This is a genomic window from Micromonospora sp. NPDC049559 (assembly GCF_040676675.1).
Classification (GTDB): Bacteria; Actinomycetota; Actinomycetes; order Mycobacteriales; family Micromonosporaceae; genus JBFAPK01.
This window is the reverse complement of sequence record NZ_JBFAPK010000001.1, coordinates 149,640-173,379: the sequence shown is the minus strand read 5'-3', so window position 1 is coordinate 173,379 and position 23,740 is coordinate 149,640. Positions and strand designations below refer to the sequence as shown.

Annotated in this window: 14 protein-coding genes and 1 pseudogene; 13 read left to right on the top strand and 2 right to left on the bottom strand. The window is 66.3% G+C overall.

All coding sequences use genetic code 11. From position 1 onward, the window contains the following. Positions 1-458 precede the first annotated feature (458 nt). From AB0J86_RS00750 to AB0J86_RS00730, 5 genes are all read left to right on the top strand, one after another. Positions 459-1,346: a replication-relaxation family protein gene (locus tag AB0J86_RS00750; protein WP_363850374.1), complete on the top strand. Its 888-nt coding sequence runs from the start codon at positions 459-461 to the stop codon at positions 1,344-1,346. 390 nt (positions 1,347-1,736) lie between these two features. Beyond that, the gene (locus tag AB0J86_RS00745) at positions 1,737-2,627 is read left to right on the top strand and encodes a DUF2637 domain-containing protein (RefSeq protein WP_363850371.1); all 891 of its coding nucleotides are present in this window, start codon (positions 1,737-1,739) and stop codon (positions 2,625-2,627) included. Beyond that, a complete protein-coding gene (locus AB0J86_RS00740) occupies positions 2,624-3,046 on the top strand; it encodes a hypothetical protein (protein WP_363850368.1) in 423 nt (140 codons plus the stop codon). The genes AB0J86_RS00745 and AB0J86_RS00740 overlap by 4 nt, the downstream gene beginning before the upstream one ends. Then, a complete protein-coding gene (locus AB0J86_RS00735; protein WP_363850365.1) occupies positions 3,043-4,515 on the top strand; it encodes a tyrosine-type recombinase/integrase in 1,473 nt (490 codons plus the stop codon). The genes AB0J86_RS00740 and AB0J86_RS00735 overlap by 4 nt, the downstream gene beginning before the upstream one ends. A gap of 213 nt (positions 4,516-4,728) precedes the next feature. Continuing rightward, positions 4,729-5,124, top strand: coding sequence for an NYN domain-containing protein (locus tag AB0J86_RS00730; protein ID WP_363850362.1), 396 nt, complete (start codon positions 4,729-4,731; stop codon positions 5,122-5,124). On the opposite strand, the pseudogene AB0J86_RS00725 reads toward AB0J86_RS00730, so the two are convergent. Continuing rightward, positions 5,087-5,377 (bottom strand): annotated as a pseudogene (locus tag AB0J86_RS00725) (hypothetical protein); the annotation flags it as partial. The gene AB0J86_RS00730 and the pseudogene AB0J86_RS00725 sit on opposite strands and share 38 nt — an antisense overlap. Before the next feature lie 841 nt (positions 5,378-6,218). Here AB0J86_RS00725 and AB0J86_RS00720 point away from each other — a divergent pair. The 5 genes from AB0J86_RS00720 to AB0J86_RS00700 all read left to right on the top strand — a co-directional run bounded on the left by AB0J86_RS00720 (position 6,219) and on the right by AB0J86_RS00700 (position 14,147). Beyond that, the gene (locus AB0J86_RS00720; protein WP_363850360.1) at positions 6,219-7,694 is read left to right on the top strand and encodes an ATP-binding protein; all 1,476 of its coding nucleotides are present in this window, start codon (positions 6,219-6,221) and stop codon (positions 7,692-7,694) included. A gap of 58 nt (positions 7,695-7,752) precedes the next feature. After that, complete coding sequence (locus AB0J86_RS00715) at positions 7,753-10,536, top strand: Z1 domain-containing protein (RefSeq protein ID WP_363850357.1); 2,784 nt, start codon at positions 7,753-7,755, stop codon at positions 10,534-10,536. After that, a complete protein-coding gene (locus AB0J86_RS00710; RefSeq protein WP_363850355.1) occupies positions 10,533-11,543 on the top strand; it encodes a PD-(D/E)XK motif protein in 1,011 nt (336 codons plus the stop codon). Before AB0J86_RS00715 ends, AB0J86_RS00710 begins: the two co-directional genes overlap by 4 nt. After that, positions 11,536-13,545, top strand: coding sequence for an AIPR family protein (locus tag AB0J86_RS00705; RefSeq protein ID WP_363850352.1), 2,010 nt, complete (start codon positions 11,536-11,538; stop codon positions 13,543-13,545). The genes AB0J86_RS00710 and AB0J86_RS00705 overlap by 8 nt, the downstream gene beginning before the upstream one ends. 152 nt (positions 13,546-13,697) lie before the next feature. Beyond that, positions 13,698-14,147 (top strand): very short patch repair endonuclease, encoded by a 450-nt coding sequence (locus AB0J86_RS00700; RefSeq protein ID WP_363850350.1) that lies wholly within the window; start codon positions 13,698-13,700, stop codon positions 14,145-14,147. 12 nt (positions 14,148-14,159) lie between these two features. Here the strand turns inward: AB0J86_RS00700 and AB0J86_RS00695 are convergent, their stop codons facing one another. Beyond that, positions 14,160-16,097, bottom strand: coding sequence for a DNA cytosine methyltransferase (locus tag AB0J86_RS00695; protein WP_363850348.1), 1,938 nt, complete (start codon positions 16,095-16,097; stop codon positions 14,160-14,162). Between the two features lie 1,040 nt (positions 16,098-17,137). Between AB0J86_RS00695 and AB0J86_RS00690 the strand changes: the two genes are divergently transcribed. From AB0J86_RS00690 to AB0J86_RS00680, 3 genes are all read left to right on the top strand, one after another. Beyond that, the gene (locus tag AB0J86_RS00690; RefSeq protein ID WP_363850345.1) at positions 17,138-18,688 is read left to right on the top strand and encodes a hypothetical protein; all 1,551 of its coding nucleotides are present in this window, start codon (positions 17,138-17,140) and stop codon (positions 18,686-18,688) included. A 346-nt stretch (positions 18,689-19,034) separates the two neighbouring features. Further along, positions 19,035-22,259, top strand: coding sequence for an NACHT domain-containing protein (locus tag AB0J86_RS00685; protein WP_363850342.1), 3,225 nt, complete (start codon positions 19,035-19,037; stop codon positions 22,257-22,259). Positions 22,260-22,599: 340 nt separating this feature from the next. Continuing rightward, positions 22,600-23,139, top strand: coding sequence for a hypothetical protein (locus AB0J86_RS00680; RefSeq protein WP_363850339.1), 540 nt, complete (start codon positions 22,600-22,602; stop codon positions 23,137-23,139). Positions 23,140-23,740: the final 601 nt, after the last annotated feature.

Genomic DNA, 23,740 nt, shown 5'->3' with positions numbered 1-23,740 from the left:
ATGCGTTTGTTGATCCGTCCACAGTGGCACGTCCCTCGGCCGCGCTCGCGCGGTCCGCCCGGCCGGGCGTGACCCGGCAGGGTGCCGCCTGCCCTCCGTACCCCAGGTCCGGGTGCGGCGGGTATGGCCGGCGACTTCACCACGGCGTCGTGACGGTCGGCGCCGTCCAGACCTTCAACCAGGGAGTTGTGTTGTTCCCCGACTGCTTCACTTCGCCGCTTCGGCTCCTGGCGGGCGGCGTGACAGATCCCGACTTGACCTCCGTTCGGGCGTCCGTGTTGACGTCCGGGTTGGGGTCACTCTTCAAGCTGACCCCCGAACTGACCCCTGGCTGTCGCTCACACCGCAGGTCACGACGTCTGTCAGCACCTGTCGAGTGTCCTGCGAGAGACCCTGCATGGTCTCGGGTCTCTCCCCAGGGGCTCGCATCACGAGAACCGAGGAGGAGGTGAGATCCGATGGATGACCCGGTCCTTCGAGTGCAGTCCCAGCTCACCCACCGAGATCGGGTGCTGCTGGGCTGGTTGTACGACCACGGGGTGCTGACCTCGTTCCAGATCGCCCACGCCCTGTTTCCGTCAGTGGATTTTTGTCAGCGCCGCCTGCGCACGCTGCACCAGCTGGGCCTGGTGGCCCGGTTCCGGCCACAGCGCGCCGACGGCGGCTCATACCCGTACCACTACGTCCTCGACCAGCTCGGCGCCGAGGTCGTCGCCGCCGGGCGGGACGAGCGGCCACCGCGCCGGGACCATGCCCGTACCGAGCGGCGGCGGTGGACCTCCAGCCGCAGCCTGGCGCACCGGCTCGGGATCAACGGCTTTTTCACCGACCTTGCCGGCCACGCCCGCACCCATTCCGGCGCCGAGCTCCGCCGGTGGCTGTCGGAGTCGGCCTGCGGCCGAGCGGGAGCCTTCACGAGCCCCGAGGATCCGGCGCTGGTACGCGCCTACCAACCCCGGATACGGCCGGACGGTTACGGCGTGTGGGCCGACGACGGCGTCGTGGTGCCGGTGTTCGTGGAGTACGACTCGGGTGGCGAGCAGCTGTCGGTCCTGCTCGGCAAGCTGGCCGGGTACCAGGAGCTGTTCGCCACGATCGGGCGGATGTGGCCGGTGCTGCTCTGGCTGCCTTCCGCTGCCCGGGAACGCAACCTGCGGCGCCTGATCGCCGAGGCGCCCCCGCGGGTGCCGGTCGCCACCGGTGCCCGCGATCATGCCGCAGCGTCGGGACTCTCTCCGGCGGACGCTGTCTGGGCGATCGCGTACGGCGACGGCCAGCGGTGCCGGCTCGTCGACCTCGCCGTGTACGTCGCCGACCTGCGGTCCGCTTCCGAGGAGGCGGCGTGAGCAGCAGGCCATTCGCTCAACAGAGCGCGCCCGTTACCGCTCTGACCCCGCTGACAGAAAGAGAGACGACCTTTCACCCGGCCGTCACGGCGAAACCTGCCGGTACGGACCAGGCCGTGGCAGATCCGGGCCCCTCCGGGCACCACCGTTCCCGAGGTATCGTCCCGCGCTTTCCCGCCGGCCGGTACCAGCGCTTATGCGCCGCTGTCATCAGCAGATTGAAAGGTACGGACATGATCCTCGTCCCCGTGCAGTCCATCCCGGCGGCCGTCAGAGCCGACGTCGCTGCGGTCCCAGCGGAGGAGGTGCTTCGCCACGAGTACGCCGCAAGACGACGCGGACGGTCCCCGGCGGACGGACCGGGCTGAGGGAGCCGTCCAGATCCTGATCATGCTCGCGATCGGCGGGGCCGCCGGCGCGGCGAGCTTCACCCACGTTTACAACGTCGCCGCGGCGCACGGTCAACCGGGATGGCTCGCCTGGGCGGACGCGATCGTCCTGGAACTGATGTCCATCGCCTCCGGACTCGAGCTGCGCCGCCGCAAACGCGCCCACGCCTCGACGAAGTTCCCGGCGGTCGTACTGGGCTGCGCGGTCACACTGTCCCTCGCCGCGCAGGTCGTCGAGGCCGAACCGTCACCGATCGGCTGGATCGCCGCAGCCGTACCGGCGCTCGGCTTCCTCGTCATGGTCAAGGTAGCCCTCGGCTACACCAACATGGCGTCCCGGACCGAGGCCACCCCATCCGCAACACGCCAGCCGGACCGGACCGCTGACGCCGAGCCGTCCGCCGAACCAGCGGGGGAGCGGTCCGCCCGCCGGACCGTCCACCCATCCAGCAGCAGCCATCGAGCGGACGGACCGACCCGCCACCGCAACAGAAGACGTCACGAACGGTCCGCGGACCACTCGCAGAACGCGGACGAGCTGCTTCCCGCAGCACGGCGCATCCGGGACCAACTCGCCACGGACGAGCAGGCGCTCACCCGGGCAGCACTTGCCGAGGCCCTCCGCACCGCAGGCCACGCCGTCTCCAACACCCGAGTATCCGATCTCCTCAAGACCATCAAAGCCGAGTCATCTCCGACGTCCGCCCTCCAGGACAACCGGCCTCGACCAGGCACGAGCCTGGCACCGCCGCTGCCACCTCGTCAGCAATCGGCGGTCGTCAGCTCGCCCACCCACCCGGCCGGCACCACCAACCGGCCCGACGGGGACAGCAACCCTCGACACCACGGATCCCAGACAAGCCCACAACGGTCAGGAGCACCGCAATCATGAGCACCCACATCAATCCAACTGAGCACGCTTACTGCACTACAGCAAACACCGCGCCCACCACCCACACCGCCGAACCCGTACCCGCGGCGGACGAGGTGTGGACCACAGAACGACTCCGCGCCCTCGGCGTGACCACGAATCTCGCCACCGCCGCCTCCGTACTCGGGATCAGCCGATCCCAGGCGTACCGGCTCGCCGCCGCCGACGCCTTCCCCACACCGGTGGTCCGGGCCGGTACCCGCATCATCGTCCCGGTCGCTGGCCTGCTCCGGCTCCTGCTGCTCGAAACCCCCGCCCAAGCCGCCGACCGGCGACTTGATCCCGGCGCCGAGACGAGCGTGGATGCAACGACCGCGCCGCCAGCGGACTACGCGCACCACCGCTGGCGGCACCGCGCCGAGCAGGGAGACGATGAGTGAAGGGGTCCACCTTCAAACGCTGCGGCTGCCGCGACACCACCTCGGGCCGGCGACTGGGGCGCTCCTGCCCCCAGCTCCGCCGACCCGGCGGTGGCTGGTCCCGTAACCACGGCCAGTGGCACTGGCAGATCGAACTTCCCGCCCGCGCCGATGGCAACCGCCGGCCGCTACGCCACGGCCCGTACACCACCCAGGCAGACGCCGACGCGGTCCTGGACCGCATTCGGGCCGCGCTCACCGTCCCCGACCCCACCGACCGGCACGCCACAATCAAGACCGGCGACCTCATCGAAACCGCCGTCAAGACCGGCGCGCCCATCCCCACCCAGGACCAGATCCGCCGGGCGCTGCACCTCGACATCACCCCGGCCGACCTGCCGACCATGGCCGATTACCTCGCCGACTGGCTCGCCGGGCGCAAGAACATCAAAAAGGGCACCCTGCGTTCCTACGAGGGCCATATCCGGCTGTACCTGAATCCGTACCTCGGCCACCTGCGTATCGACCGGCTTCGGCCCGGCCATATCGACGCCATGTACGACGCCATCGACGAACGCAACACCACCATCGATACTCTGCGTGCCAGCCGTGATCAGGCGAAGCGAGACCAGGTCAAAGGCCAACGCACGGTTGGCCCGGCGACTCAGCACCGTATCCACGCCACCCTGCGTAAGGCCCTCAACGACGCGACGCGTCGTCACCGGCTCATCGACGCCAACCCCGCCCTCATGGTCGAGCTACCCCCGGCCCGGCCACCCAAGCCGACCATCTGGACCGACCAACGCGTCAAGACGTGGCGCGACACCGGCAAGATCCCCAGCCCCGTCATGATCTGGACCCCCGAACAGACCGGACGCTTCCTCGACCACACTTATGACGCCAACGACCGGCTCTACGCCCTCTACCACCTCACCACCTTCACCGGACTACGCCGGGGCGAAGCCTGCGGGCTGCACTGGGACGATCTCGACCTCGACGCCCGGACCCTCACCGTCCGATGGCAGGTTGTCCAACTCGGCTGGGCCACCGCCATCGACACCCCGAAGACTGCCGACAGTGAGGCGGCCGTCGCCTTGGACGCCGAGACCGTCGCCGTCCTGCGTGCCCACCGCGCCCGCCAACACCGCGAACGACTCGCCGCCGGCGCCGCCTGGACCAAGACCGGGCTGGTGTTCATCACTCCGACCGGCGGCCAACTCCACCCGGCCGATGTCACCGACCACTTTCACCACCTCGCCACCCAGGCCGACCTACCACCCATCCGGCTCCACGACCTTCGCCACGGTGCCGCGACTATCGGCCTCGCCGCCGGCGTCCAGATGAAGGTCATTTCCAAGCGGCTCCGCCACGCCAGCCCTCACTTCACCTCCAAGTTCTACGGCGACGTCCTCCCCGAGCTGTCCCACGCCGCAGCCGAAGCAACCGCATCGGCCGTCCCGCGTCGGCGTGGCGCGACAAGACCGGCATAACCCAAGGGCTGCCCACCCGTCGTCAGCAGGGGCGCCAGCCAGCTCCTCGCTGGTACTTGTCATGGCGGCACGGAATTTGGGGTCGAACGGTCGACGCCGGGCCGTCCTACGTCGTCTATGGTCGAAAGTCCGCATCTCCGGAGGTAAGGGCGTGACCGAAGCCCAGCTCGGTTCGTATATCGCCGTGCGGCGCTATTCGTCGACTTCGAGAATGTGTACATCGGTTTGCGCAACTCGAGCCCCGACGCGGCTGCGGCGTTCGCCACTGACCCGAGCCGCTGGGTGCGGTGGATGGAGCAGGATCTCGGCCCATTCCGGGTCGACGACGAAGAAACTCCGCGGATGCTGCTCCGCCGGATCTGCTACCTGGAGCCGAGTCACTCCGGCAAGTTCCGTTCATACTTCACGCGGGCCGGCTTCCGGGTCGTGGACTGCCCGTCGCTGACAAGCATGGGCAAGAACAGTGCCGACATCCACATGGTGCTCGACATCCTCGACACCCTCACGCACCCAACCCGGTTCGACGACTTCGTCGTCCTGTCGACCGACGCAGACTTCACCCCGGTGTTCATGCGGCTGCGGGAGCATGACAGGACCTCGGGAGGCTGATGCCGACGGTGCGGCCATACGCCACAAGGGCCGCCGCTGCCAGGGCCGCGTCCCGGTCGGCCTCGCGCAGGCGCTCGATCGCGGCCGTGAAGTGCTGCATCGCCTGTTCGACCAGCGGGTGTCGGCTGGACACGGTCACTGCGGCGAGCCGGTCGCGGGCCCGGATGGCCGCCTCGACGCCAGCCGCCGGGCGTACCCGTGTCTGGGCGATGCCGTCCAGGACCGCGCGCAGCCCGGCGGGGACCTCGGCCATGCTCACCCGCCGGCTCCCCAGCACATGAAGGTGAAGCGTGCCGGCAGGTCGATGCCGCCACACGCCCTCAGCGACCGGCCCGAGCCACACCAGCCGCGCCGTGTACGTCGCGCCGACCACGGCGGCGACCCGATTCGTTGCTGAACTGGCCTATCTCGTAGCCGCGATCCGGTTGGGCTACACCACGACCGGCGTCCGCCTTGCCAGCGTTGGCTCGCTCGGAGGCGGTCGGTATATCGGCCAGTGAACGATCAAGACCCTTCGACCCGGCCCAGGAGATCGCGCACCCCATACCCGTCCTCAATGACGACGTCCGGCACGGCCTGTTCCCGGCCGGTGCGTGTCGAGCGCATCAGGATAGCGGCGCCGGTGCCAGCGCGGGGGGCGCACAGGATGTCTCGGTGATGGTGTTTCCAACGAACCAGCACTCCTCGATCTGCACGTCAACAGCGGCAGCCACCCGCCGTGCCAGTTCCGGGTTCGGCTTGCGTAGCCCGTGCTCACGGTGGAGAGCTGGGCGGCGAACCTGGGGCCGAAACCGGCTGCGGCGAGGATGTCCGGGTGCGCGGCGGGCGATGCACGCAGCCGCGCGAAGCCGGCCCAAATCGAAGCGGACGTAGGCTCTCAAATTACCTTCCGAGATGGACAGTGCCTCAATTTGGAGACCGCCAGGCGCCCGTGTCTCCATTACCATCGGTCCGTGAGCGGAGTGTCGCGTGCGTAGGCCGACGACGCTGAGGCATCCCCCGACCCTTGCGGTGTCCCCTTGCATGGTCCGCTCGATCCGGGAAAGCCGTACACCAAGCAGGGGTCCTGTCAGGGAAGCAGGCTGTTACGGTCCATGACGTACGACATCGTGGCCCCCGAGCCCGCGGGCATGGTTGCTTCGCTCAGCTCCCTGGGGTACTCGCTGCCGGCGGCTGTCGCGGATCTCATAGACAACAGCGTGTCGGCGGAGGCCCGTAACATCGACGTCGAGTTCACCTGGGCGGGGCGGGACTCGTGGATCGCGGTCGTCGACGATGGCAGGGGTATGAGCATCCAGGAGCTCGTAACGGCCATGACCGTGGCGGCCCGTGGGCCTGCGACGTCACGCGCCTCCACCGACCTGGGTCGTTTCGGAGTGGGCCTGAAGTCGGCCTCGTTCTCGCAGTCGCGGCAGCTCTCCGTGGCCACCGCCACGGCCGGTGACTGGCACGTACGGACCTGGGATCTCGACGTCGTCGAGGAGACTGGCGAGTGGCGACTGCTCCACGGGGCTGACGTCGATACCACCACCGTGCTGGACAGACTTCGGAGTGGCACTGACCACGGCACGATCGTGCTCTGGCGTCGGCTCAACGGCTACCACGGCGGTGACGTGAGCGAGGACGACGAGCGCACTCAGAGGCAGTTCTATGCCGAGGCAGCCCGTACGGAGTCGCATCTCGCAATGGTCTTTGCCCGCTTCCTCACTGGGAGCCATCGCCGGAACCTGCGGGTGTCCGGGAGCGCGGTGGAACCCTGGGATCCGTTCATGAGCAACCACCCCTCGGTACAGCGGCTCCCCACTGAGAACCTGCCCCTCGGGGGCAATTCCGTACGGGTCGAGGCTTTCATCCTCCCCAGCGCCCACCGGCTCACGCCGGAGGAGTATGAGGCGGCTGCGGGGCCCCAGGGGTGGCTCGACCAGCAGGGTTTCTACGTCTACCGCCGCAATCGCCTGATTCTGGCCGGCGACTGGCTGGGGCACAGGGGCATGCGCCGCGAGGAGAAGTACAACCTGGCGCGTATCGCCATCGACATCCCGGCGGAGACAGACGCCGAGTGGAGCGTCGACGTGAGGAAGTCCAGCGTCGTTCCGCCCGTCGGCCTACGGCAGCATCTCAATCGGATCGCGAGGCAGGCCCGGGCGTCGGCGGCGGACGTGTTGCGGCACCGTGGACAGGTCGCTGCGCGTACTCATGGTGATCCTCTTTCGTACGCTTGGAACGTGCGCCGAACTGACGGCAGGGTCACCTGTCGGATCAACCGCAGCCATCCACTGGTTCAGGCCGCGCTGAGGCCTGGCGGCAGCAACACGGCGGATGTACGCGCGTTGGTTCGACTGCTGGAGGAGACGGTGCCCGTCGCTGCCCTGCGCGTGATGCACGAGACGGACACCAGCGACGACCCGGAACCGTTCGGCGGACCAGGGCCCGCTGGCGAGGCGGCGACCGAGGTCGCGCAGCGTATCTACGAGTCGCTTGTTTCGGGCGGACGCTCGCCCGCCGCCGCGCGCGAGAGGTTGCGCACTATGCCCCCTTTCAACCAACTGCAGGGTTTCTGGAATAGATGAGCCCTGACTCGTTGTCGGCGGCCGTCCCTGCTCTCTACGTCCCGCTGGAGGTTGCCACGTGAGTGCCCCTGCCGACGAGCCCATGGCCAAGGCCACGCGCCTGGTTCTCGGATTCCTGCCTCAGGATCGCCAGCCGAAGCCGGAGGAGGTACAGACCGCGGTCAACGCGATTTTTGGAATGCTCGCCGCGCAGGGGGAGGACCTTGACCGGGACCAGTTGGCCAAGGAGATAGAGGCCATGACCGCCGTCTTCCAGGAGCGGTCCATGGCGCTTGTCGATCCCAAGGGGCACGAACCCTGGCTGCCCGAGGCGAAGAACGACCGAGCCTGGGACTTCTGGGAGCGTTACCGGCGGTACCTCGAGGACGTCGTAAACCTTCCACCATGGGTCGTGAGGCGGCTGGACCAGAGTTCCGACGAGGTGCTCAGCCAGATCGAGGATCCGCGCCGGCCTGGCCCCTGGCGTCGGCAGGGTCTGGTAATCGGCCAGGTGCAGTCGGGCAAGACCGGCCAGTACATCGGGCTTGCCGCAAAGGCTGTGGACGCGGGATACCGGTTCATCGTGGTCCTTGCCGGCATCCATAACGATCTCCGGAGCCAGACACAGCTGCGGATCGACGAGGGACTTCTGGGCTTCGACACCCAGCACCAGAGCAGGTCCAACGAGGAGGGCCGCTCACGTGCGATCGGCGCGGGTGCCATGCCCCTCGCGAAAAAGCTCGACATCGCGTCCCCGACAAGCAGCGCGGAAAAGGGCGACTTCGGCCTCGCGACGGCCAAGGCCATCAACTTCCCCCTCGGCAGCTTCCCCGTCGTCCTCGTCGTCAAGAAGCACTACAAGATTCTCGAGTACCTGCGCAAGTGGGTGACGGACGTCCACGGGACCGAAGGCGAACACGGCGACAAGGTCGTGAAGGACCTCCCCCTGTTCGTCATCGACGACGAGGCCGACAACGCCTCGATCAACACGGCCCGTGACCCCGAGGCAGACCCGACCAAGACCAACGACGCGATCCGTAGGCTCATGAAGAGCTTCGACAAGGCCGCGTACGTCGGATACACGGCCACTCCCTTTGCCAACATCTACATCGACCCGGACGCCGACCACGACACCGTCGGGGAGGACCTCTTCCCGTACAGCTTTATCCGCACTCTTCCGTCCCCATCGAACTACCTGGGTCCTGAGCGGGTCTTCGGCCTGCAGGTCGACGACGAGGACGAGGACGACGTGGAGCCGCTGCCGCTCGTACGGCACGTGAACGACGCGGACACCTGGCTCCCCACCAAGCACAGGTCCGGTGACAGCCCCGGCGACAGACTCCCGCAGTCCCTTCGCGACGCGATTTCCTCGTTTGTGCTCGCCTGTGCGGCTCGTCGGGCGCGGGGCCAGACGAAGGTCCACAACTCGATGCTGGTACATGTCACCCGGTTCACCGCCGTGCAGACCCTGGTACGCGACCAGGTCGACGACCACCTACGGCTCATCGTGGAAACGCTCCGTGACCGGTACGGGAACGGCCCTGCGCTTCGTGCCGAACTCAGGGCTCTCTGGGAGCAGGACTTTGTTGCCACCACAGCCTGTTTCCCGGCTGACGAGGCCCAACGCCTGACCTGGGAGCAGGTATCGGAGCAGCTCCTACCTGCCCTCAGGAAGATCCAGGTCAAGACGGTGAACGGGGCGTCCAAGGATGCGCTCGACTACTACGAGAACCGGCGGAACGGCCTGTCCGTGATCGCCATCGGGGGACAAAAGCTTTCCCGTGGCCTCACCCTGGACGGCCTGACCGTCAGCTACTACCTGCGTGTTTCGAAGACATACGACACCCTCCTGCAGATGGGTCGGTGGTTCGGGTACCGGCCCGGCTATGAGGACATGTGCCGTCTGTACACCACGCCCGCGCTTCAGGCGGCCTACGCGGAGGTCACGGCTGCGACCGACGAACTTCGCAGGGAGGTCGAGGAGATGGCGGCGCTCAGACTCACCCCGAGGGAGTTCGGGCTGAAGGTTCGGTCCTCCTCGCTGGGACTCACCGTGACTGCGGCCAACAAGATGCGGCAGGGCACGAAGATCCTCCTCAGCTACTCGGGGGAAGGGCCCGAGACGGTGATTTTCAACTTTGCGGACAAAGCCGTTGAGAAGAACTTCAAGGCCCTCGAAGCCCTTGTTCGTCGGCTGGACGCTGTCGCGGAGTCTGTACCCGGTCCCCCGGCGGGTAATGTGCGGTGGCAACGAGTGCCCCCTGGCGTGGTTTCCGAGTTCCTCACCTCCTACGAGCCCGACCGCATGGCTCAGCGGGTACGTCCGGGACTCATTGCCAGGTACGTGGAGCAGTGCGCCAAGGTGGGCGAGCTGGGCAACTGGACGGTGTGCCTGGTCAGTAACACGACGCCGAAGGCCACTTCACTGCCCATCGCCGGGCACACCGTCGGCCTCGTGACCCGCAAGCCCCTCAATCCCGGCTTCAGGACCGAGGGCAGGTACACGATTCGCCGAGTGCTCAGCCCACCAGACGAGCTCATCGATCTCGACGAAGCGCAGCAGGCTGCAGCATCCGACGCGGCGAGAAGGGCCGCAGAGGAGAAGGAGAGACCGTCAGTCCCGAAAACGCCGGCTGGCCCGCACATCCGACGGCAGCGGCGGACCGACCAGGGACTCCTACTGATCTACCCCATCAAGGTGCCGCAGGCTGACGACGGGGAGCCGACGACACCACCTCTTGTCCTTGTCGGTTTCCAGGTGAGCTTCCCGCACTCCGAGTACCAGTCGAAGACCGAGTACATCGCCAACACCGTTTGGCTCCAGGAGGACATCTACACCCTCGACGAGGAGGACGAGGCGTGACGGTCACCGAGAACGAGTGGCGGGAACTGGAAAGCCCACAGAGTGTCCCGGGACGGTCCAGCCTCCGTCTGCATCCGGATGCCCCGCTCGACATCTTCCTCTCCGTTTCCCACCCCGGCCGACAGCGCATGCTGGTGTTCAGGGCGGACGCGCGTTCCGTCGACCCGATCGTGCGGTCGGTGGGTCGTCTCCCCACAGCGGCCGGAATCGAGATGAGCCTGAGCGCGGTGTCGCGGACCGAGTACGAGCTGCAGGTGATCCTGACGGCGGACGGACTCCGTGAGGTGTTCAACCCGCTCGTCACCGACGTTGCCGAGACCGCCAGGGCCGCGAGTGCCGCGGCGGAGGCTCTGGCAGCCGCTGTGAACAGGTTCGAGCGGTGGCAGGAACTGCTGCGTGCGGTGAGCAGGGACGGGCTGAGCGCCGAGGCGCGGCGCGGACTCTACGGCGAACTCCTGGTGCTCGGGGATGTTCTCCTGACCTCCCTGAACCAGTCCGACGCGGTCGGAGCGTGGACCGGTCCCACGGGAACCAACCAGGACTTCCAGCTGCCTGAGCTGGCCATCGAGACCAAGGCCAGCGTCGCGAGGCGGCCGACGAGCGTACGGATCGCCAGTGAGAGGCAGCTGGACGGAACTGGTACGCCTGCGCTGTTCCTGGCGCTCGCCAGCCTCGACGAGCGACGCGGCGGATCGGGAGAGAGCCTAAACAAAAGGGTGGACAGTATTCGACAGCGGCTCACGAGCCCCGCCGCCCGGGCGAGGTTCGACGGACTGCTCATTCAGGTCGGCTACCTACCCGGGCGTTCTGACCTCTACGAAGAACCCCGGTACACCCTTCGAGAGTTGCGGTTCTGGCATGTACGCGAGGGCTTCCCCAGACTGGTTGAGTCGAATCTGCCAGAGGGCGTCGGCAATTGCACGTACCACGTGAGCACCTCGGGTCTTGACGCCTACCGCACCACACCCGATGCGGTGAAGGAGCTGATCGGAGGATCCCGTGGCTGAACTCGACCTGACCGAGTTCGCGCGGAGCGTCGTTGCTGACACTCAAGCGACCGCTGATGCTGAGGGGACCACCACCCCCGAGGCGTTCACGCGCCGTGTTCTCGAGGACCTGGAGCAGGCCGGCGTCGTGTCCAACACCTTCACCGCCTACCACAAGATGCACGGCCATGAGGTTCACGGATACGGTATCGGCGACTCAGGTGAGTCCCTGGACCTGTTCATCACGGACTTCCAGCTGGAACCCCTGGAGACCAAGCTCACGAAGGCCCAGACCCTGACGTCCTTCCGACGGCTTCTGGTATTCGTGCAGCGCTGCCGGGACGGGCTGCAGCAGCATATCGACGAGTCGTTCGATGTATACGACATGTGCGAGGCGGTCGAGAAGGCCCTTACCGAGGTGCGCAGGATCAGACTCTTCCTGCTCAGCAACAGGGCGTGCACCGCAAACGAGGTTCCAGTTTCGGAGTTCGACGGCCTGCCGGTGACCCACGAGGTGTGGGACCTGGCGCGACTGCACCGCCACGCAACGTCGGGCGCTCTCGGCGAGCCCATAGTGGTGCCCTTCAAGCCTCCACTGCCGTGTGTCTCCGCGCCGAGTTCGGAGGAGGACCACTCAGTGGTCCTAGCAGTCGTACCCGGTCAGATGCTCGCCGAACTGTACGCCGAATACGGTACCCGGCTCCTCGAACTCAACGTTCGCTCCTTCCTCCAGACCCGCGGTGCGGTCAACCGGGGCATCCGGGAGACCCTGCTGAACGCACCGGGACGGTTCCTGGCCTACAACAACGGCATCACCGCGACCGCTTCACAGGTCGAGTTCGTGACGGGCCCGGACGGCGAGCCGAGCCACATCGCCGCGGTGCACGGCCTCCAGATCGTGAACGGCGGCCAGACGACGGCCTCGCTCCATCACGCCCTGAGCCGCGACAAGGCAGACCTGTCCCACGTCCGAGTACAGATGAAGCTGACGGAGGTAGCACCCGAGCGACTGGCGGAGATTGTTCCGAAGATCTCGGAGTACTCCAACACGCAGAACCGGGTGACCCAGGTCGACTTCAGCTCCAACCACGACTACCACGTGGACATGCAGCGGATCACCCGATCCCTGTGGGCCCCAGCGGTCGACGGCAGCGGCCAGGAGACCCACTGGTTCTACGAGCGTGCGCGAGGCCAGTACACGGACGAACTGGCCAAGGCCCGCACCCCAGCACGGCAACGGCAGTTCAAGAAGCTAAACCCCACAAAGCAGAAGTTCACCAAGGCGGACCTCGCGAAGTTCGTCCACTCGTGGAACCAACTGCCCTACCACGTGAGCCGAGGGGCACAAAAAAACTTTGTCGAGTTCATGCTCAACGTGGACAAGCTGCCGCCACGCGTCGACATCCAGTACTGCCAGAGAGTGATCGCCATGGCCATCCTTTTCAAAGCGGTGGACCGAATTGCCGGCATCCACCGGGCAGGTAGCCACAAGAGCCTGGTGACCACGTATACCGTCGCTCGCCTCTCGCTCGCGACCGACCGCCGCGTCGACCTCGATCGAATTTGGCGAGAACAGGGCATCTCACCCGCGCTGGAGGCTGCGCTCCACGACCTGTGCCCCCGCGTCATGAAGGCGGTCCTCAAGCCGGACGAGGGAAACCACGTCGGCGAGTGGGCCAAGAAGGCGGCGTGCTGGGACGCCGTGTCCAGGGTGCCCTGGAAGACTCCCCGAGATCTGGCGGTGGAGTTGTTGGACCACGCCCTTGACGATGCGGCGCTCGCTGGCGGTGCCGGTGGCGAAGAGGGAGGGGGTGAAGAGGTAGCTCTCATCTCGGTCGACGAGTGGTACGCGATCGAGCGTTGGGCCAAGGAGACTCGCAACCTCGAACCCTGGCAGCGACAGTTGGCCCAGTTTGTGGGGAGGCGACTCGAGTTGGAAGAAGAGGTTCCCGAGACGCATGCCGTTCAGGCCCTGCATGCTCGTAGCGAGGCGCTACGGTTGGGATTCAACCCCGGCATGTAGGCCGCGCGTTGGGCGTGCTCGTCACGGGCCCCACCAACTTGCCAGGCCGTCCTCGCTTCCGTATCAGGTGACGGGTTCGGGTGGGTTTCGAACCGCGGGAAGAGTGTGGCACTCTCGCACTCGGATGACGTTCACGGGCCGGGGGTGTGATCATGGCCGGAGGTGGCGGGACGCTAGGGCGACGGTGGGTAACCACTGCGGAAGGGGAACACCTTCGTGGTCGGCGGGTAAGGGATACCAAGCCCGAGATCGCCCTCAGGACCGCGGTGCACCGGCTCGGTCTCAGGTTCCGCCTTCAACGGAGAGTGACGCCGCGATGCACGGCGGACTTTGTACTTCCCAAGTACCACGTCGCGGTCTTCGTCGACGGATGCTTCTGGCACGGCTGCCCCGACCACACCCCCAGGCAGTTCCGAGGCCCCAACGCGGCACTCTGGCGAGAGAAGATCAAAACCAACAGGGAACGGGACACGCGCAACACCGAGCAAGCAACGGCTGCTGGATGGACCGTGCTTCGGATCTGGGAGTGCGAGATCCGACGTGATGTTGAGGGAGCCGCACAGCGAATCGCCAAGACCGCGGACTCGAACGGCGCGGAGTGACGCGCCGACCGGCTACTCCTGACCGAAGGTCAGAGTCAGCAGGTCTCCGGGCAGTTTCTTCCGGCTGGCACAGTGAGCGATGAGTGGACACTCCGAACACACGGGTTGATCTTCCCTGCAGAGGTCCATACCGATCAACCGTATCGCGGCCATGCGTAGAGGTGCGTCCTCGCCCGCGCCCACGAGCTTCACCAGGTTGACGCGGCCCTCGCTGAGGCGGTTGGCGTGATCCGGCTCGATACCGTTCACCCGAGCCGCGACCCTCAACGTGCTCTGGCCCACCAGCATGAGATCCTCTCCGATCAGCAGCCGGTAGAGAGCCGCCTCGGCTGGCTTCATGGCCAGCTTGGCGGGTACGTCGAACCGCTTTTTCCACTGCCAGTCATAGGACCTGTCCACCAGCGGAGCCAAGCGGTCCACGCGGGCCCGGACCGACGCCGAGGGCGCCGCGTCGACGAGCCTCCTGAACAGAGCTGCGGTGAGCGTCTTCGACGACCTGACGTTCGTCATGAACTCCGCCATCACGGCTGGCTTGGCCTTCGCGCCGGAGACCATGGCCACCACGGCGGCATGAAGCGGTACGGGCTTCTCGCCGGGAAACTGATACCAGTCGCCGCCGACCAACCTCTGCCTCGCCCAGTCCGTGAGACCACTCCTGACCTGACGCCAATGGGGCCGGAGCCCGGCAGGCATGGCAGTGGCGTCGCCAACAGGCTTCAGCACCTCCGCTGCGGCCTCGCCCAGCAGCGGAGGGACGGCGTTCCCGATTTGGTGGAAGGCGTCACTCCGGGTACCGGCAAACCGGAAGTGGTCCGGGAACGTCTGAACACGTGCCGCCTCCCGCACGGTGAGCGTCCGAAGCTGCTGCGGGTGGATGTACCAGTAGCCGTCCTTGGCGATATGGGCGGTGATCGTACGACTGAGCTTGTCCCAGGCCAGCTTCTTGTACTTGTCCGTGTACTTCTCCGCGCTGTAGCGCTGGTACTCCCTCTCGTCCTCGGCTAGCTTCTCCTGGAGATCCGAGTACTTGGTGTCGGGCTCCATGACCTCGAAGATCCGGTGGTCGTCGACCCGGACTCTCCGGGTCATATGGTCCCAGACCACCCCTTGAGGCGCCTGTTCCCGCATTTTCGCGGCGAAAGCGGACAGGTCGCGAGGCTTCCGGTACTTCAGCTCCCGACCTCCGACCCGTTCCGTCGGAACGACCTCCAGCTCGGGCAGGTCGCCGATGGCCTCGCGCAGGGTGGTGCGCACAGAGTCGGGCTTCCGCCACGTGAAGTCGTCGACATCCCTCCTCGCCAAAAGGATGAGACGTTTCCGATGCTGAGGAACGCCGTAATGCCACGCGTCAACGAGCCGTACCTGCGTTGCGTAGCCGAGCTCCTCCAACTCCTCCTCGATCGTCCGGATCACGAAGAAGTCGTCGTGGAGCCCCATGTCGGGAACGTTCTCCATGAGGACCGCGCGCGGGCTGATCCGCTTGACCATGTCAAGGTACGCGCTCCACAGCTCCTTCCTGCGGTCCTCCGGGTCGCGGCCATGGTTCTTGACGAGGTCGCGGATCTTGTTGCGCCCCGCCCTGCTGAACGGCTGGCAGGGGGGTCCTCCTGCGACGAGATCGATCTTGGCGGGCCTGAGGATACCTTCAAGTCTGTCGCGCTCGGCGGGGTCACCGAGATCCATCTTCAGGCTGAGGCCCGGGAAGTTCGCCCGGTGGGTTTCCAGCGCACGCTCGTCGAAGTCTACCGCTGCTGCTGTGGTCCATCCCGCCCGCTCGATGCCGGAGCTGAGGCCGCCGGCGCCGGAAAAGAGGTCCACAGCCAGCCTCTTGCCCTTGCCGAAGCCTTCCAGCCAGTCCTGGAAACCCTCCAGGGTGCAGCTGTTCTCGTTCGGATCCAGCTTGAGGTAGTCACTGCGTTGAAGAGGTACGCCGTAGTGCCCCTTTTTCACAGCACAACCCTTCGTACGCGTGACATCAACCAGGACCAGGAGAACACAGACACGCTCGTGAAAGCAAGATTTCCGCCGCAGTGGACATCAGGACAACCTGCTGCTCACACGTCGTGCTCCCCAGATATCGCTGTCCTCGGTCCTGCGCCCCAGGTCCGAACCGCTGGTCGGCTCTGGGACGGCCAATCGTAAACGACCGAGAGATCATAATGTTCACCGGTTCGGCGAGAGCGTCCGTCGAGGACCACGCTCATACGTCCCTTGGCTCGCCCGGGGATCTGGCTGGAGCCAAGGCTCGGCGATGCCATCAGGCAACCATCGGCGAGTGGCTGTTCGCTGTCGCGGGACGAGGTATCGGGTTGGCGGCGGCGATGCTGGTCGGACCTCTCTCCCCGCAGCCGTGACCGCGACCAACCGCGTTGGCCCTCTGGCCAAGCTCGGCACGCTCACTCCAGGCGTTGCGGTCGGGGCGTCCGAGGCTGCTGATTCCGGCAGACCTGGGCCGGTGCAGGCCGTATCGTGCCAGTCCGGCAAGGACGACCCCTCCTGGCGTGCGCACCCAGAAGGCACCGGAACGAGAAGCAAGCGCATGAACAGGCCCGGGACCTCCGTACGACTTTGCGGCGTTGTAGAGAGCACGGGAACCCCTTCGGCCACCGCCCGCCTGACATGATCCAGTCAACCGCTCGACGTTCAAGGCGCAGGGTCCTCACCGACATCGGGGACCCGCACCGCCGGTTGCAGGTACGAAGGCTGGTGCCTCCACGCTTCGGCGGGCTGATAGGGCACTCGTTCCTCCTGATGGATTCGGTCGCCCGCCAAGTTCACCAGTCGGCACCGACAACCTGGCTCGGCGATGGTGACAACCTCTGCCGACTCTGACCTCAAGCTCGGCCGGCGCGCCCCGATGGCGCAGCGGACTGTGGCTCGGGAAGCCGCAGCGCTGGCGTTGGAGGGGTCGCCACGGCCAGGCCAATGCTGAACAATCGACAGGGCCAAATCGACAGGAGTGAGAGGACGGGGAGACTCGGGATGACGACGTGAGACCCGACGACGAGCTCCAGAGCCTCATCGACAGCCGCCGACAGGCGGCACGCGATCTTCCCGGCTGGCGGTCCGCGCCGGAGCGGCTGCTCACGCTGCTCCAGCATGCGACTCGCCTCCGTGCAATGGAGATTGCTCAAGGGCGTGGTAGCGATGTGCCATGGGAGTCCGTCCTCGCCCAGATCATCACGTGGCACCACGAGATTCCCGTGGGAGAAGGGCCCTGTAAAGACGTAGAGGCCGCAGACATCTGCCTCGCCGCCCTGGAAGCGACCCGCCTCGACAACCTCCACGGCACCGTCAGGGCCGGTGGTTACGAGATTCGCCGTCGTGGCGACGCCTTCCGAATCCGACACCGCTGGAATCCCGCAGTCGAGGCGGCCGACGCCTTCCTCGAACACGCCACCGCCCCTGCCAACCTTCCCGGAATCACGTCGGTCGAACGGGCGTGGATCGGGAGCCGGCCAAGAGCATCCCGAGAACTCCCCCCGGCGGATGTCCTCCGCGCGGCGGCGCAGCGCGCGAAAACGGCTGTGGACGCCTACCGCCACGCGCTGCCGGAGGGAAACCTCCCCGACTCCTTCCAGCTCGATGGCGGCCTGACCGTGGGCCAAGTTGCTGATGTGCTGTCGGTCGTCATGGGATTCGCCTCACTGTGCGAGGCGGCGGCGCGCATGCTCAAGCGCACCGAAACGACCCTGGCGAACCTCCGTCGGACCACGCTGCTCGAGATGACGGCCGAGCTGCTTCCAACGGTTCCGACGGCATGCATCGACGCCACCATCGAACGCCTCACCTACACTACCGGCCGCTCCTGCCGTGTATCACCGCTGGCAAAGCTCGAGGACACCATCATCGTGTGCCCGCCGCTCATCACGCCTCGGGTCATCGACGCGATCATCCTGCGCAGTTCCGCCTACGACCCCGGCCGGTACGGGCCCGTCGGTCAACGGCAGGGAAACCGGGCAGTGAAGTGGAAGGACTGGCTCGGTCAGATACCTGGAGTCCTTGTGGCCGACCGGATACGAGCCCGGCGTCAAGACCGCCAAACGGCTGGCGACCTTGACGTGGTGGCGGTGGACCGGAGCCAGCGGCGAGGCCTCTGCCTCGAGATCAAGTGGCCCATCGACGCCATCTCGCTTCCCGAAGTCATCAAGATCGAGGACTGGGTTAGTTCAGCCGCCACCCAAGTCAACCGCCTCCGCACGGAGCTGACATCCGGCAGTGCCGTCGTGGAGATGCCCAAGGGCTGGCCCGCGTTCTCCGAAATCACCTGGACGTGGGCCGTGGCCACGCCTCAGCAGCTCTGTCTGCGGCCACTGCCCTTCGACGATATCTACGCGACGTCCTTCCGGTACATGGCCAGCCACGGCAAGCCTCGCTCGCTCGACGACGTCATCGACACGCTCACCTCGCCCGACCTGCCCGTCGAAGGTGTCGACTTCGAGATCGACACCATCAACTTTCCGCTCGGGCGGCAGAAGGTGGTCCTAGACGCCATCGGACTCACCCAGAAGGGGTGGAAGCCGCGAACGTGGAACTCCTGAGGCTGCTACGTCGAGATCCTGCTCGGTCTCACCGCTCGTGAGAACGCCCAGTGGCCGAGGGATCCCGCCCCCACGCTGCTGACTAAACGACCGGAAGCGATGGATCGCGCCCCCGTTGCGGTGGTCACCGGCGCGTCCGGCGGCATCGGCGCCGCCGGTGCCGGGACTGTATATCAGGGCCGTTCACGAGAGAGACCCCAGCGCGGCTTCCTTCTCGTCAGGAGGATGCCAGGTCAGGAGGAGTTCGGCCTCAAGAGGTCACTTCACCGATAAGAGATGTCGCCGCCCGGCAGTGTCATGGCATTGGGAGATGACACGGTTGCCCGCGTGCAGCACGATGGTCCGAATGAGTGTCGAGGCCATCACCATCGCGTTGGGCGGAGCCGTCGTCAAGGGAGCGGTCGGCATCTGGCTCGGTAGCAACAAGATCGCCGCCGACATGATCGGTGTAGCCGTGGACATCGCTGGCCAGCGCCTGACCGGCTACAGGGAGCGCCGCCGGTTCACGCGGATGGTCGACGAGAGCGCCGAGGTGGTGGCGGAGCGGCTGGAGCCACTGATTCTCGGGGAATACCGGGGGCTTCCGGAGAACGAGCGACTCGCCGCGGTGGCGGCCGTCACTGACACCCTCGACCGGGTAGCGCTTACCGACGACGATCTTTTCGCGATGGACCTGGACGCGGGGCAGCTCGATCGGTACGTCAGACGGGCGGTGCCCGACGCGAAACACCGGGCCGGCTTATCGGCCGAGGCAGGAAGCCTGTACGACCTGGTGCTCCGGGAGTCGTGCACGTACATCATCCAGTTCCGTACCGTACTTCCTCAAACCGGGATCGCCGGGATGGGCGAGTTGCTGCGACGCGACGCTCAACTGCTCGACCTGGTGCGGGAGGCGCTTGACCGGCTCCCGAAACGGCGTGGTGAGGGCGATTTCGAACGTGACTACCGGCAGCTCGTCGCGAACCGGCTCGACGAGATTGAGTTTTTCGGCGCGACGCTGTCAGAAGCGAGCCGCCGCTACCCGCTCTCGGTCGCATACCTCAGCCTGACCGTCTCCGGGGACAGCGAGAGCGACGAGGGGCTCGGTGAGACGGGCCTACGGGTGCCGGACGTACTGAGCCGGCATCGGCGGATCTTCGTACGGGGAGAGGCGGGGCTGGGCAAGACGACGTTGTTGCAGTGGATAGCGGTTCATAGCGCACGCTCGACGTTCGAGTCCGCCCTGTCGGGCTGGAACGACACGGTGCCGTTCTTTATCGCGTTGCGCCGGCACGCCAACGGACCGTTGCCCGGGCCGGAGGAATTTGTTGCCGAACTGGGGCGGCACGTGTCCGCCGAGATGCCGCCTGGTTGGGTGCACGCCAAGCTCCGGTCCGGGCAGGCGGTAGTGCTCGTTGACGGGCTGGACGAACTCAGTGCGACGCGTCGCGAGGAGGTGCGGCACTGGCTGCGTGGCCTGGTCGACCTCTTCCACGAGGCCCGGTACGTGGTCACCTCGCGTCCGTCCGCCGCGCCGGCCGACTGGCTCGACGGTGAGGACTTCGAGGTATGCGAACTGGAACCCATGGCCCGCGCAGACATCAACGAGTTCGTAAAGCGGTGGCACAGCGCCATGCGGGAACAGAGCCGCGACGCCTCCACCCGGCAGGACCTGGACGGCTACGAGCAGAGTCTGCTGCTGAAGCTGGAATCGCGTAACCATCTGCGACGGCTGGCCGGATATCCACTACTCTGTGCGCTCCTGTGCGCCCTGCACAGGGACCGGCATGCACACCTTCCGTCCAGTCGGATGGAGCTCTACGAGGTGTCGCTGCATATGCTGCTCGAGCGGCGGGACATCGAGCGCGGGTTGGACGCGGTGCGTGGGCTCACCCGTACGGCGAAGACCCTGCTGCTCCAGGACGTCGCCTACTGGTTGATCCGCAACGGTTGGTCGGAGGCGCCCACGTCGCGAGTGGTCGAGCGTATCGGCACGAGGCTGCCCAACCTGCCGGCGATCGAGGCGACTGCGGAAGAGGTCTACCGGCATCTGCTGGAGCGCAGCGGACTGATCCGGGAGCCGGTGCACGAGCACACGAATTTCGTGCATCGCACGTTCCAGGAGTATCTGGCTGGCAAGGCCGCCGTCGATGCTGACGACGTTGGGCTGCTTCCGCGTAACGCGGACGAGGCTGAATGGCGGGAGACCATCGTCATGGCAGCCGGCCATGCCACCCCAAAGCAGGCTGGTGAGCTCGTCTCCGCGTTGCTGGACCGAGGGGACCGGGAGCCTCACCGCCGGGAGGTGTTCCACCTGCTGGCCGTCTCGTGCCTGGAGACCGTACGTGAACTCACGCCCGAGATGCGGCAGCGGGTCAAAGCGGCGGCTACGCGTTTGCTTCCCCCCAACAACGTCGCGGCGGCCCGCTCGCTGGCGACAGCCGGAGCGTTCGTGCTCGACCTGCTCGCCGAGTTCCCCGGGCGCACGGTCAAGGAGGTCACGGCGATCATCCGTACCGTGGGTGAGATCGGGGATCCGGCCGGGATCGCACTTCTGGAGCGTCACCTGGCCGATCCCCGGTGGACCGTCAGACGCGCACTAATGGATGCCTGGCGGTTCTTCGGCGCGGACGAGTACGCGATCCGCATTGTCCGACCCCTCGCGGCTGATCGGATGCCTGTAATGGCCAGCAATGTGCAGCAGGTGCTCGCGGCGCTGCGACACGTTTCCAAACGGTGCGCACTGCAGATTCCCACCCCTGCTGTGTCGGAACCAACTGTACTTGAAGCGCTGTCCGTCGCAGCCAATGTGGAGAGCATATCCGTCCCCGACGTGTCGTCGGCTGCCGCCTGGAGCCTCCTCAATTCACGGGCAGCACGTGTGGTCTTCGGTTTAGGCTATATTCGCATGCGCCTGCGCAGCTACGGAGTCGGACCGGATCGCATAATAGAGGAATGGTCCCGCGATGGGATGGTCGGATTCCGTCCGTCTCCAGTCGATTCATGGTTGCGCGAGCTGATTACCAGTAGTAACATTCCTGGCCCGCTCCATAGTATCTATCTTGACAGCCCGGAACTCGTTTCAGAAAATTCGTTTCGTTTGATCAACCCACCAATAATGCTGATGGTGGGCAACCTGACCGAGACCTCCGATCTGAGCGAGTTGCGTCGATGGGGCGCGCACCTGCAGGTATTGTGGTTGCACGGACGGGGCGCCAGCGGTCATGTGCTCCGGCACATGACCGCCTGCCGGTTACTGGTCTTGGAGGGCGTCGACGATCTCAAGGAGATCGGGCACATGACCGCCTTGCAGGAGTTGGTGCTGCTGAACAGGGGGCATAGAGAACACTGGTTACCAGTCCGGACACCCACACTGCGCCGAGTCCACCTGGACGGCGCATCGGACGGGACTTGGAGGCAGTTCGACCACGACGGGATGAGGGTTGTGCAGTCGGACTTCGAAGGCATCGCCCGATTCATAGACGGTTACGTTGCCTCGGCTGCCCGGGATCACTTGAGCGTCCAATACGTGCACTCGAATGAACTGCAGGTTATTGACTCCGCCGACTCCATATCCGATTCCCGGAACTGACTGGTGGGGTGCCTCGGGAGCCGCTGCCCGCATGGCCGAGCTCGACCTGCGCTCAGGGTAGCCAAGAGTGAGTGGAAGTGGGCACCGCAGGCGGCCCACGCTCGCTGCCACATCGTCGGGATACAGCTCCAGATTTCCTCTGGTGTTTCTGCGGCTGGCGCGGCCAATACTCCGCCCCCGCTGAGGCGGCCGTGTCGGCTCCGTTTTCGTCGCCGACATCACCCCCGGGTCACGGGAGACCGACAGCCGCAACGGTGCCGGCAAGTCCAGCATGATCGAACTACGGCACTTCCTCCTCGGGGAACGAGCGGACGCATCCACTCCTGCTGTACGTCCAGAATTGCGCGGCATCGAGTTCACCCTGTCACTCGACTGGTCTCAGCTCACCACACCGCTGCAGGTAAAGCGCACTGGATCACGCCCTGGCTGGGTACACCTCGACCCGCTGCCGCCAGCCACCGACCGCGGCCAACTCGAACTGAACACCGGTCACCTCCGGCTCGCGGAGTGGCAGCGCCTCATCGAACGCGACCTCTTCAGCCTGCCCGACGAGCACGCCGGCATCAGCGGCCGGAATCTGGTGTCCTTTCTGATTCGTCGCACCAACTCCAACGGCTACAACACCGCGGTGCGTAGTCACGGACGGCGGTCGGACGCCGACGCGACCACGAACCTCGCCTACCTCTTCGGCCTCGACTGGCATCTCGCCGACCGCTACCGCCTACTCAAAGGGGGAGACACCGCGCGAACCCAGATGCAGAAGGCCGCCCAGGACCCGCTGTTCGGCCGGATCATCGGCAGAGTCGCGGACCTGCGTAGCGAAATCGCCCTGGCCGAGCGGCGCCTCCGTCCGGCTGCAGCGGTGGCCTTTTGCCGTTAGCGATGCGATCGGCCGCGCAGGGGAAGCCGTTGGGCGCTCCCGGGGTGCTCTGTGGGTGCTCGAACGTCGGGGAACTGACGCGGAGACACCGGGACACAACCGGATCCCTGACCTCCCACAAGGCGCCTCCTCTATCGGCTGCGCTGGATTCCTTGGGTCCCAGGCCGTGGACCTGCGCGGACGCGGCGGGACTCGGTCGGTCTGGGAAGGCTGCGATCGGACGGAACCTGCAGTAGAGCCCATCCTGGTGGATTGGATGGGCTGCCAGGGACTTTTAATCCGCGGGTTCTGGGTTCGAGTCCCAGGCGGCCCACCGATGATCACGGCTCTGGCCTGGGGCTTCGCCTCGGAGTCGGAGCCATTCTCGTGTTTGCGGTCGGGCTGGGTGCTCATAGGTGCTCGGCTGTTCCGGGACGGGGTGACCAGGCGGCGCAGGAGCCAACGTCGCTGGGATTGCCGTTAGGGCACAGTCAGGACGAGTGGGACCGCGATCTGTGGCGTCGTCCGCACCGGACGCCGCCGCGACGAGGACCGGCCGCCGAACTGTCTGATACCCGCCGGTGCCGCCGACGGCGTGCTGCTTGTGGCCATCCTGCTGCTC

What these genes read in the sequence shown, in the direction of transcription:
- AB0J86_RS00750 (WP_363850374.1), top strand. Translation starts at nt 459, where the DNA reads ATGGATGACCCGGTCCTTCGAGTGCAGTCCCAGCTCACCCACCGAGAT.
- AB0J86_RS00745 (WP_363850371.1), top strand. Translation starts at nt 1,737, where the DNA reads ATGCTCGCGATCGGCGGGGCCGCCGGCGCGGCGAGCTTCACCCACGTT.
- AB0J86_RS00740 (WP_363850368.1), top strand. Translation starts at nt 2,624, where the DNA reads ATGAGCACCCACATCAATCCAACTGAGCACGCTTACTGCACTACAGCA.
- AB0J86_RS00720 (WP_363850360.1), top strand. Translation starts at nt 6,219, where the DNA reads ATGACGTACGACATCGTGGCCCCCGAGCCCGCGGGCATGGTTGCTTCG.
- AB0J86_RS00700 (WP_363850350.1), top strand. Translation starts at nt 13,698, where the DNA reads ATGGCCGGAGGTGGCGGGACGCTAGGGCGACGGTGGGTAACCACTGCG.
- AB0J86_RS00685 (WP_363850342.1), top strand. Translation starts at nt 19,035, where the DNA reads ATGAGTGTCGAGGCCATCACCATCGCGTTGGGCGGAGCCGTCGTCAAG.